Source organism: Streptomyces sp. NPDC058632, from assembly GCF_042717095.1.
GTDB lineage: Bacteria > Actinomycetota > Actinomycetes > Streptomycetales > Streptomycetaceae > Streptomyces.
In genome coordinates this window covers 82,591-94,898 of the sequence record NZ_JBHXQZ010000018.1, presented here as the reverse complement: position 1 = coordinate 94,898, position 12,308 = coordinate 82,591, and the positions used below count along the sequence as shown (strand labels likewise).

General features: G+C 70.0%; 2 protein-coding genes. Both read right to left on the bottom strand.

Translation table 11 applies throughout. The annotated features are described in order from the left end of the window. Positions 1 to 84 precede the first annotated feature (84 nt). Positions 85 to 1,074 carry a 2OG-Fe(II) oxygenase family protein gene (locus tag ACFWVE_RS10070; protein ID WP_384010192.1) on the bottom strand — a complete coding sequence of 330 codons (990 nt, stop codon included), beginning with the start codon at positions 1,072 to 1,074 and terminating at the stop codon, positions 85 to 87. An 85-nt stretch (positions 1,075 to 1,159) separates the two neighbouring features. Further along, positions 1,160 to 12,283, bottom strand: a complete 11,124-nt coding sequence (locus tag ACFWVE_RS10065; protein WP_384010189.1) for an amino acid adenylation domain-containing protein — start codon at positions 12,281 to 12,283, stop codon at positions 1,160 to 1,162. Positions 12,284 to 12,308: the final 25 nt, after the last annotated feature.

The following is a 12,308-nucleotide window of genomic DNA, read 5'->3' as shown; positions in this document are numbered from 1 at the left end:
GTCCTGGGGCCGAGCCCTGTCGTGGGGCCGAGCCGGGTCAGTCGTCCCGTCGGCGGCGGGCCGGCCCCGGTCCGGAGCCGGTCCTCAGGTCTGGCCGTTCTTGGCGATGAGCGCGTGGAAGCCGTGCTGGAGGTAGTCGCCGTACTCGACCGGCGGGTTCGGCTCCCTTCCACCGCTGTCCCCGGGGTGGAACGGCTCCATCACGGCGGTCTGCCCGGCGTGCAGGAAGAACGGCAGGGACAGTCGCTCCGCGTTGATGAACTTCACCCGGTGGTTCGGCGCAGGGAAGTAGTCGTTCGTGAGGTACCCCATGTAGGTACCGCAGTTCACCAGGAAGTTCTCCCCGGACGTCGGCAGGTCCTGCCAGCCGTCCACGGTCTCGACCTGGAGGTTCTGCACCTCGGTCTGGAAGAGGACGGTGATCATCGACACGTCCAGATGGTCCTCGAAGCTCAGTTTCGTGCCGTCCGGCCCCGTCTTGACCGGCGGATAGTCCTCCAGGTAGGGGTAGTGGATCAGCGACACGGCGGACAGCGTGTCGGCCTCCGAGAGCGGGACGTCGAAGAAGTCCTCGGGCTTTCCCAGAGCCAGCGCGAACCCTCGCATCAGCCCCTTGGAGAACCGGAACATGTCCCGGTAGTACTGCTCGCAGAACGGCCGGAACCGCTCGTGCCGCTTCTCGTCCGGCCAGATGTTCACCTCGTGCATCGGCGCCCCCGACCTGATCATCGAGTGGTCCTCGGTGAACGACGGGTTCAGATAGCACCAGGACTCCACGGCCTTCTTGCCCTTGACGGCCATGTAGTAGCCGTTGCGCACACGCGGGTTGTTCTTGTTGTACGCGTTGATCGCCAGGTCGTACTTCTCCTCGTCGGTCATGGTCCGGTGGAACTCGTTGACCACGTCCTGGAGCAGCTGGACGTCGATGCCGTGGTGGGAGGCGTAGAAGAACCCGGATCCCCGGCACGCCTTGTTGATCTCCTGCGCGACGCGCGTCCTCGCGTCCGGATCGCCGCCGAAGAGCGGCGAGACGTCGATCGTCGGCACGTGCGCCGACGGCATCAGGATGGGCATGGAATCCTCCACTGATTCGGCACCAGGCGCTGGTGACTGGACATGACGTGCGTATGCGTTCCGGACGGGCCCGCGGTGCGAGCGTTCATCCGGCGTCCCGCAGCGACGCCGAGATCCGCTCGCACATGTCGGTGACCAGGCGCTCATTGCGTACCCACGAGTGGTGGGTCTCGCCGCGCAGCGGACGGACCTCGATCGACTCGGCCGGCAGGAGGGTGTCCAGAGCGTTGTACGGCGTCCGCCGGTAGAACTCGAACAACCGGTGCTGCTGGTCGTCGCGGACGATCTCGTTCGGCTCCTCCGCCGTGAACAGCACCAGCCTCCCGAGCCGGGCGTCCAGTCGGTCGAGGTCCTCCCGGCTCGGCGTGTAGTGGTAGTTGATCGGGTCGAGGAGGTCCTCGACCCCCGGCAGGCCGATCTCGGCCGTCGCGTGACGCATGTTGAAGTACGAGTCGATGACGAACAGGTTGTCGATCTCCTCTCCCGCGCGCGCCAGCTGCGCCGACGCCTCCAGGGCCACGATCCCACCGAAGCTCCAGCCGAGCAGGCTGTACGGTCCGGCCGGCTGCACCTTCCGCATGTGGTCGAGGTAGTAACGGGCGACGGCTTCGAACGACTCCATGGGCGTGTGCAGGTGCACGTTGTTGAACAGCACCAGCCGGTATCCGGGCAGCCGCTGCGCGATGTTGCTCAGATAGCTCTCGGCCCCGCCCTCACCGGGCGGGAAGACGAAGAGGGTGCGCTCCGCGCGCTCCTCGTCGACGAGGATGTACGGCTCGAAGTCGTCCTCGGTGACCGCCTGCCGGCCCGGCTGCGCAAGACCCGCCCCGGAGCGGGTCACGGTCGCCGTGTGGGCGGCCAGTCGCTCGAGCCACGAGCGCAGTTCGCTCGTGAACCGCCGGGTGATGGCCTCGTCCAGCCGGCTGTCGACCACGGTGACCAGGCGGTCGCCGGCGCACCGCATGGTCACGTCGACGCCGAACTGGTCCGCTCCCCGGTTGCGGTCGGAGATGTGGCTGCCCGACATGGTCGAGTCGAGCTGCCAGCCCGCCTGCCGGTCCGGTGCCTGCTCTCCCTCGTCGGCGAACCGGCCGAGGTAGTTGAAGCTGACCGGGGCGAGCGGTGCGCGCTCACCGCCGTACCGGCCGAAGAGGGCGCCGTAGCCGATGCCGTGGTGCGGCACACGCCGGCAGGCCTCCCTGGTGCTGAGCACGCTGCGCCCCAGATCCTCGGGGTCGCTCTCCAGGGCCAGCGGGTACATCGTGGTGAACCAGCCGACCGTGTCCCGGACGTCGGGAGCCCCCGCGAACCGTTCGCGTCCGTGACCCTCGACCGTGACGTGGTTGGTCGCCCGACCGGTGACCGCCCCCAGTGCCAGCCCGGTCGCCGTCAGCAGCAGCTCGTGCAGGGCCGTGTCGTACGCCCAGTGGCTCTCGGTGAGCAGGGTCCGGGTGTCCGACGTGCTCAGGGCGAACTCCTCGCGGAGCGTGGCCGCGCCCTGAGCGGCCGACAGCTCTCCCCGCGCCGCCGCCAGTCCGCCCTGGACGTCCTCCCACAGCCGGCGCTCGTCCTCCTCGGGGGTGTAGTGGCGCAGCGCCTCGCCCCACTGCCGGTAACTGCTCGTCTTCTTCTCCAGCTCACCGCCGTGGTACAGGATCTGGAGGTCCTGGGCGAGGATGTGCCAGCTGACGGAGTCGACGATCAGGTGGTGCAGGGCGAACCAGACCCGTGCGGTGCCGTCCTCGAACCCGTGCAGGTAGGCGGCGCACGCGGTCGGGCCGTGCTCCAGGTCGAAGCCGCTCTGCCACCGGGTGAGGTGCCCGCGGATCTCCTCGGGGCCCAGTCCGCTCACGTCGAGTTCGTGCAGGACGACCTCCGAGGCGTTCTCGGTGTAGGACTGGGTGACCTTTTCCGCGTCACCGCCGAGGCCGCCGTAGCGCAGACGGAACGCGTCGTGGTGGTGGACCAGCCGCGCCAGGGACTCACGCAGCCTCGCCGCCTCGAGCGGTGGCGTCCTGACGGCGAAGTTGTGGTTCCAGTGGCCGCGGTCGGTGAGCGGCTTGGCGAGGAACCACTCCTGGACGGGCAGCAGCGGACAGCTGCCGCTCAGCCGCCCCTGCTCCGGCTCCTCGTGTCCCTCGCCGGTGCCGTCCTCGTCGTCCGTCCTGGACAGGACGTTGTCGACGAGCTGCCTGACGGTCGGGAAGTCGAAGACGTCCTTGACGCCGATCCTGCGGCCGGTCTCCCGCTGCACCTGGCTCGCCAGGTGCAGCGCGCTGATGCTGTCACCGCCCGAGCGGAAGAAGTCGTCGTCGATGCCGACCGCGCCTCCCGGCAGCTGCGCGCTCCACAACTGGCACAGCCGGGCCTCGGTACGGCTGCGCGGGGCCGCGTAGACGGCTCGCCGTGCCGCGAAGTCCACCTCGGGCAGCGCCTTGGTGTCGAGCTTGCCGTTGACGGTCATCGGCAGCCGGTCCAGGCGTACCAACGTCGACGGCACCATGCCCGGCATCAGCCTGGCCCGCAGGCCGGCGAAGATCTCGTCCTCGTCCACGGACGCGTCGCGGTCCGCCACGTAGTAGCCGACCAGCCGCCTGCCGTCCGGTGAGCGCTCGTCCCCGGCGGCGACGACGGCACACGCCCGCACGTGCGGGCAGCCGGCGAGTACCGCCTCCACCTCGCCGAGTTCGACGCGCAGGCCGTTGATCTTGACCTGGGCGTCGTTGCGTCCGACGTACCGGATCTCGCCGTTGTGGGCCCGGCGGACCAGGTCGCCGGTGCGGTACAGCACCCCGTGACGGCCGGCGCGGCGCTCGTCCTCCGTCCGGAACGGGTTCGGCAGGAACCGCTCGCCGGTCAGCTCCCGCTGGTTGAGGTAGCCGTCCGCGACGCACGCGCCGGCCACGTACAGCTCGCCCACCGCGCCCGGCGGCAACAGCCGCAGAGAGTCGCCGAGCACGTACAGCCGGGTGTTGCCGAGCGGCTGCCCGAGGGCGTTCTCGTAGAGGTCGCCGGGCTCGAAGCGCCGGACGGTGTTGTAGACGGCGGTCTCCGTGGTGCCGTAGGCGTTCAGGAGCAGGCCGGAGAACTCGCCGCGGATTTTGTCGAAGTGGCGCTCGTGGAACGCCTCACCGGCGACCAGCACACACCGCAGGTGCGTCAGACGCGAGAGGTCGAACTGCGTGATCTGTGTCGGCGTGCCGCTCAGATACGTCAGCCCGGCCCGGTTCGCGTAGTCGTAGAAACCGTCGTCCTCGGTCGGCGAGGACGGCGGCACGACCAGGGTGTGGCCGCCGAGGACGGACAGCGCCAGCTGTTCGACGGAGAAGTCGAACACGTAGTTGGCGAGGAACAGCACGCCTTCGCGGGTGGCGCCGGGACCGTCGAAGTAACGTCCGGCGAGCTGCTCACGGAAGCTGTCCACGGCGCGGTGCGGCACCAGGACGGCCTTGGGCCGGCCGGTCGTGCCGGAGGTGTAGATGGCGTAGGCCAGGTTGTCGGCCGAGACCTCGGTGACCGGGTTCTCGGCGGAGCGGTAGCCCATCGGCAGCCGGTCGGCCTCCACCAGCGCCGGCTGTGCCGCGGCGGGCACGGCGCGCAGCCGGCCGGCGTGGGCGTGCTCGGTCACCACGAGCCGCGCCCGCGTGTCCTGGAGCATGAACCCGATCCGGTCGTCGGGGTGGCCCGGGTCGATCGGCACGTACGCCGCCCCGGCCTTCCACACCGCCAGGATCGCGGTGACCATCAGGTCGCTCTTGTCCAGCACCAGGGCGACCAGGTCGTTCGGCCGCAGTGGTACGACAGACCGCAGGTAGTGCGCCAACCGATTCGCACGCTCGTTGAGTTGGCGGTACGTCAGCCGGGTGTCGCCGTACACCAGCGCGATCCGGTCCGGGAAGGCGGCGGCCGTCTCCTCGAAGACGGCGTGCAGCGTCCGGGCGGGTCCGGTGGGGGTGGCCGCCGGGCCGGCGCCGGCCAGCAGCTCCGCCCGGGTCCCGTCGTCCACGCCGGTGACCTCGGCCAGCCGGGCCCGCCCGCCCGCGGCGGCGAGCCGGGTGAACTCGCGCAGGACGTGCTGGAAGGCGGCGATGAAGCCCTCGGCGCTCGCGTCTTCGAACAGGGACGCCGCGTACGTCAGGTTGCCCGCCAGTCCGCCGCCCGGGGTCTCGGTGAGGGTGGCCGAAAGGTCGAACTTGGTGGCCGTCCAGCCGCCGGCGTCCGGCTTGTGGCCGTTCAGCACCGGGGTCCCGGCGGCCGCCGGGGTGGCGTCGGCGCGGTCCGTGACGTTCTGCAGGGTGAAGTTGACCTGCAGAACGGGATGGCGGCTCGGGTCCTTCTCCACGTCGAGTTCCTTGACGAGCTGCTCGAACGGCAGCTCACCGTGCACCTGCGCCGCGACGACGTGCTCACCGACCGAGCGGACGTAGTCCACCAGCGTCGCCTGCTCGTCGATCCGGACCCGCAGTGCGAGCAGGTTCGCGAAGAAGCCGACCGTGCGGTCGAACTCCGGACGCCCGCGGTTGGCGGAGGGGGTGCCCACCACGAAGTCGTGCCGGCCGGTGTGCAGGGACAGCATCAGGCACCAGGCGCCGAGCAGCACGCTGTACAGGCTCACCCGCGCCGACCGGGCCAGCGCCCGCAGCTCCTGGACGGTCTCGTCGTCCAGCCCGAACTCGATCTCCCGGCCGCGGTAGTCGAACCGGGCGGGGCGCGGGCGGTCCAGGGGCAGTGGGATCGTCTCGAACCCGGCCAGCGCCTCCGTCCAGAAGGCGGTCAGTTCCGCCGGCCGCCGACCGGTCAGATACTGCCGCTGCCACACGGCGAAGTCGGCGTAGGTGCCGCGGACCGTGCCGAGGTCCGCCGCGGGCACCCCGCGCAGCAGGGCCGCCAGCTCCTGCTGGAAGACGTTCCACGACCAGCCGTCGAAGCAGGTGTGGTGGAACACGAGGCTCAGGTACAGGCTGTCGCGCTCCGTGGCGAGTTCGAACAGGTCGGCTCGCAGGGGCAGTTCCTCGTGCAGCCGGAACACGTGGCCCTCGCACCGCACGAGCCGCCCGTCGAGTTCGGCGGTTTCCCCGACCGTGTGCGCGTCCGGGTGGAACAGGGCCAGTGCCTCGTCCTCCGGCAGCGTGTACTGCCGGCGGACACCGTCCCGGTCCGTCCTGAGCAGGGTGCGCAGCGCGGGATGGCGTCGCAGCAGGGTGCGCAGGGCCTGGACCACCGTGTCCCGCGACACCGCGCCGTGTGTCGGGACCCGCAGGACGAACGGGATGTTGTAGGCGGCGGTACCGCCCTCGAACTCGTCGATGAACAGCAGGCGCTCCTGCGCGAGCGACACCGGCGGGCGGCCGGGCCCCGCCGCGGCACGCCCGGCCGTCTGCCCGGTGTGCGCGTCGTCCGGCTGTGCGGCCGTCTCCCGGATGTGCCGTGCCTGGGCACCGAGGGACGTGTGCTGGAGCACGGTCCCGACGCCGAGGCCACGGCCGAAGCCGGTGGTGACGGCCTGTGCCAGCGCCATGGCGCGGATGCTGTCGCCGCCGAGCGCGAAGAAATCGTCGTGTACTCCGATGCGGTCCGGAGCGATGCCGAGCACCGCGGCCCAGATGCCGCACAGTTTGACCTCGACGTCGTCGGAGGGGGCGACGTACTCGGTGCCGTCGCCCGCCCCGAAGTCCGTCTCGGGGAGCTGCCGCGTGTCCAGCTTGCCGCTGGGGGTCACGGGGATGTCCGTGATCCGCAGGATGCGCGCGGGCACGATGGCCTCGGGCAGTTTCCCGCGCATCCACTCCTTCACGTCCTGCTCGTCGTGCTCGCGGTCGCTGAGGTAGAAGGCGGCCAGGTACTTCTGCGCCGCCGCGAACCCGGCGCCCTGATGCTCACGGGCGATCACCAGGGACCTGGTCACGCCGGGGTACGCCGAGAGGACCGCCTCGACCTCGCCGAGTTCGACGCGCTGGCCGCGGATCTTGACCTGGAGGTCGGTGCGGCCCAGGCACTCCAGCTCGCCGTTGGGCAGCCACCGCACCAGGTCGCCCGTCCTGTACAGACGCGCGTTGCGCCCGGCCGCCCGCTCCTCGGGGGTCTGGAACGGGTTGTCGATGAACCGCTCCGCGGTCAGCTCGTCACGGTTGAGGTAGCCGCGGGTGACACCGACGTCGCCGATGTAGAGCTCACCCATGCCACCGACCGGAACCCGCTTCATCGACTTGTTGAGCACATAGGCCGTGGTGTTCGCCACCGGATGGCCGATGCTCTTGGTCGCGCGGCGCTCGCCCACCGTGGGGTACGGACGTTTGTGGCTGGTGATCGAGATCTCCGTCGGGCCGTACCCGTTGATGACGGTGCCCGAGAAGGTCCCGCGGATCTTGTTGAACACCGGCTCGGTGAAGTCCTCGCCGATCGCGTCGATGCGGGTCAGGGAGGTCGTCGTCGAGTAGTCGTACAGCGACAGCACCGACGGTGTTCCGGAGAGGTAGGTGACCTTCTCGTCGTTGATGTACCGGTACAGGCGCTCGGCGTCCGTGCGCATCGTGTCGTCGAGCACCACCAGTTTCTGCCCGTTGAGCAGCGCGTCGGTCATCTGCTCGACGAAGTGGTCGAAGACGTAGTTGGAGAACGACAGCAGCGCCTCGTCGCCCTCGCTCTTGTCCAGCGAGAACAGCTTCGCCAGGGAGGCCTGGAGGTTGACGACGCCGCGGTGCTCGACCAGGACGGCCTTGGGGTTGCCGGTGGTGCCGGAGGTGTAGATGGCGTAGGCGAGGTCGGTGCTCGTGACCTCGGTGACCGGATTCTCCGGCGACCGGTACCCCATCGGCAGCCGGTCGGCCTCCACCACCGGCAGCCCCTCCGCCGCCGGCAGCCCCTCCGCCGCCGGCAGCGCGCGCAGCCGCTCCCCATGGGCCCGGTCGGTCACCACCAGCCTCGCCCGGGTGTCCTGGAGCATGAACGCGATCCGGTCGTCGGGGTAGCCCGGGTCGACCGGCACGTAGGCCGCCCCCGTCTTCCACACCGCGAGGATCGCGATGATCATCAGTTCGCTCTTGTCCACCACCAGCCCGACCAGGTCGTTCGGCCGCAGCTGGACCACCGACCGCAGGTAGTGCGCCAACCGGTTGGCCCGCTCATTGAGCTGACGGTACGTCAGTCGGGTGTTCCGGTAGACCACCGCGATCTCGTCCGGCCAGGCGGCCGCCTGCTCCTCGAACACACCGTGCAGGGTCCTGTCCGCCGGGAACTCGGCCTGTGTGCGGTTCCAGGCGTCGAAACGCTCGATCATCGTCGGCGACACGAGCCGAAGGGCGTCGACGGGCTGCGTGATGTCCTGCGCCACCTGGGCGAACAGGACGCGGGTGACGTCGAGCAGGGTGTCGATCGTGGCGTCGTCGAAGAGTTCGCCCGCGTACCACAGGGTGACCGTCAGCTCGTCGCCCTCCTCACGCGCCACGACGGCCAGGGGGTAGTCGACCTTGTCGGCGTCGTACGCCTTCTCGAAGCGGAGGAGTTCGTCGTGTTCCTCGGCCTCCTCCAGGAGCCGCGGGTAGTTCTCCAGCACCAGCAGCGTGTCGAACAGCCGGCGCTTCATCCCTCCGGTCTGCAGCCGGCCCAGCTCGACCGTGCTCCTGCCGTTCATGGTGTTCACGACGGACTGGATGGCGCCGATGGCCTCGCCGACGCTCCGCCCCGCCTGGTCGTCGTGGTCGACCACCAGGGGCAGGGTGTTGATGTACAGGCCCACCGAGTTCTCGACGGCGTCGACGTGCAGGTTGCGTCCGGAGACGATCGTCCCCACCACGGTGGTGTTCCCGCCGCCGATCGCGTACAGCACCTTGTGCCACACGAACTGCAGCACCGAGTGCAGGGTGACGGAGTGGCCGGCGCACATCGACTTCAGCGCGGCGGTCAGGTCCGCGCCGAGGCCCAGCTTCTTCGTCCGGTGCTCGTGGACGTGGTCGTAGTCGCTCAGATCGACCTGGTAGCGGATCTCCTCCTTGAGCAGCCCGTCGAAGTCACCGCGTTCGTCGATGCGCTCGATCTGCCGGAGCCAGTGGTCGACGTGCTCCTCGCGGTGCTCCTCCCAGTACTGCTGGGCCGCCACGTAGGCGTGGTCCACCTCCGGCTCGATCTCGGCGCCGCGCAGCAGGCCCAGGTACACGCGGTGCACCTCGTCGTGCAGGACCGGCAGGCTCCAGCCGTCCAGGACGAGGTGGTGGCAGCTGAAGATCAGCGAGTACAGGTCCTCGCGCTGCCTGATCAGGTAGACCCGGAACATCCGGCCCTCGGCCGGCTCGTACGGCTCGGTCCGGTCCCGTTCCTGCACCTCCCTGATGCGGGCGTCCTGGTCGGCGGGGTCCGCCACGTCGATCAGGTCGACGAACCGCCAGTCGAGGGGCCGGTCGTCGGGGTCGATGATCTGGAAGGGCTCCTCGGCCCACTCGAAACGCAGCCGCAGCGCCGGGTACTTGTGCTGCGCGTGCCGCCACGCCTGCTTCATCAGGTCGGGACGGATCGGACACCGGTAGCGGTGCACCGACTGCATGACGTAGGCGTCGTCGCCGTTCCTGCGCTTGAGGGCGTGGTACAGCAGGCCCTGCTGCAGACCGTTCGCGCGCAGCCGGACGGGTTCGCCCTCGGCCACGGACGCTTCGTGGGCCGCGCCGGACCCGGACTCGGGCTGCCGGTCCCGCTGCCGCTTCAGATGGTCCGCCAGCTCGGTCAGGGTCCTGAGGGTGAACACGTCCTCGACGCCGACGAAGACCCCCAGCCGCTGCCGCACGCGTGCGATGAGCAGGATGCAGGAGATGCTCTGGCCCCCGAGCCGGAAGAAGTCGTCGCGGTCCCCGATCCGCGCCGCCGGCACTCCGAGGACCTCGCCCCAGATCTCGCGCAGCTCCTCCAGGACACCGCCGGCCCCGGCCCCCGGGCGACCGGCGCCGGCGGCGGGCGCCGCGCCGGAGCGGGCGAGGTCCACGTCGGGCAGGGCACGCCAGTCCACCTTGCCGTTGACGTTGACCGGGATGCTGCTGAGCCGGACCATGCGAGCGGGGACCATGATCCGTATGAGCCGTTCCTCGAGGAAGCCCAGCAGCTCCTCCTCGGTCACCTCCGCCGACGGCTCGGTCGTGTAGTACCCGACGAGATGGCGGTCCCCGGCCCCGCCCGCCCCTTCGCGGGCCACCACGGTGCACTTGCGGACGCCCGGGCACTCGGTCGCCTGCGCCTCGATCTCGCCCGGCTCCACGCGGATGCCGTTCAGCTTGAGCTGGAAGTCGCTGCGGCCCATGAACTCGACCTCGCCGGACGGCAGGACCCGTGCCAGGTCACCGGTCCGGTAGAGGCGGGCGTTGCGGCCCAGCAGCTTCTCCTGCGCCGACTGGTACGGGTTCGGCGTGAACCGCTCGGCGGTCAGGTCGTCGCGGTCGAGGTAGCCCGGAGCGACACCGCAGCCGCCGATGTACAGCTCGCCGATGGCTCCGATCGGCAGCTGCTTCAGGTTCTGGCTCAGCACGTACCACTTCACGTTGCGCAGTGGCCGGCCGATGCTGCGGTCCGGCCGCTCCGTCACGCCCGGCCCGAACTCCTTGACGGCGGTGACGAAGGCCGCCTCGGTGAAGGCGTACTCGTTGACGACGAGTCCGGAGAACCTCTCGCGGAGCTGACGCAGCCCGGCCGCCGTCAGCTCCTCACCGACCAGCAGCAGCTTCTTGAGGCTCGTACAGCGACGCAGGTCGAAGTGTTGCAGCACCGACCCGGTGCCGTTGAGATACGTCACCCCGTGCCGCTCGATGTACGCGGGGAACCGGTCCGGGTCCAGCCTGATCTCCTCCGGAACGATCACCAGCGTCTGGGAGTTGACGAGCGCGATCAGGGTCTGCCTCAGGTGCGGTTCGAAGACGTACGAGGCGAAGAGCGCGACCCGTTCCTCATGGGGCCGGCGCATCTCGTAGCGCTCGGACAGGTCCGTGATGCTGTTCACGACGCTGTCGTGGTACTTGGGGACGCCCTTCGGTACGCCCGTGGTGCCGGAGGTGTACGTGACGTAGGCGAGATCGCCGCTGCCCAGGGAGAGCCGGGGGTTCTCCCGCAGCGCGCTCCCGGCGGAGTCCTGCTGTGCGAGCACGGTCTCGATCTCGATGACGCGCACATCGGCGTGTTCGGCCCCGAGGATCCCCCTGAGCCGTGCCGCGTGGTGCCGGTTGGTGACGATGCCGGTCAGCCCGGTGTCACCGACGATGAAACGGACCCGTTCGGACGGGTACGCGGGGTCGATCGGCACGTAGGCCGCGCCGGCCTTCCACAGCCCGAGGGTGGCCACGGCGCCCAGGTCGCTCTTGTCGAGGTACATCCCGACCAGTTGCTGCGGCCGCACCCCCATCCCGGGCCCGAGCAGCCAGTGCGCGACCTGGTTGGCCCGCTCGTCGACCTCACGATAGGTCAGCCTGGTGTCGCCGAAGACGACGGCCTCCCGGTCCGGCGACCGGCGCACGGCCTCCTCGAACAGGTGGTTGAGCCGCTTGCCCTCCGGGAAGTCGCCGTCGGTGGCGTTCCACTTGTGCAGTTGCTGCCGCTGCTCCTCCGACACCAGCTCCACGTCGGCGACGCGCTGGGCGGGACGGCCGAGGAACTGGCCGAGCACCTCGCGTACGACGTCGAGCACGCCGGCGATGGTCCTGTCCTCGAACAGTTCGTCCGCATAGGCCATGGTCCACTGCAGGTGTCCGTCCGCCTCGACGTCCCGGACGACCACCAGGAGCGGGGACGACGGCAGGTCGGCCGGGGCCACGTCGTGGTCGGCGAGCACGAGCAGCGCGTCGAACCGACCGCGTCCCAGCACCTCGTCCCCGGTGACGTACGCGTCCTTCCGGCGCACGGCCTCGCCGAGCTCCCGCACCGCCTCGCGGCAGGTGAGCCGGGCCTGCTCGATGTGGTCGACGACGACCGGAAGAACCCGTGCCCGCCGTACGCCGTCGTCTCCCGTGGCGTCGACGAGTGCCGCCACCGTCCGGTTTCCATGGCCGTACGCGCGCATGACCCCGTGCAGCGCGGCCAGCGCGAACGCGGCGACCGACACCCCGCTGTCCTCGCGCAGCGCGTTCTTCAGCGCGGTGTAGTCCTGCCCGCCGATGCGCAGGTCCTGCCGCCTCGTCGCACGTACGGCGGGGTCCTCGTCCCGGACCGCGATCTTGTTGCGCCACTCGTCCTTGAGGAGCATCTCCAGATCGCAACGCTCGCTCGAT

Bases quoted from the DNA above. Each gene is read 5' to 3' on its own strand.
- ACFWVE_RS10065 (WP_384010189.1), bottom strand. From the start codon at position 12,283: ATGCTCCTCAAGGACGAGTGGCGCAACAAGATCGCGGTCCGGGACGAG.
- ACFWVE_RS10070 (WP_384010192.1), bottom strand. From the start codon at position 1,074: ATGCCCATCCTGATGCCGTCGGCGCACGTGCCGACGATCGACGTCTCG.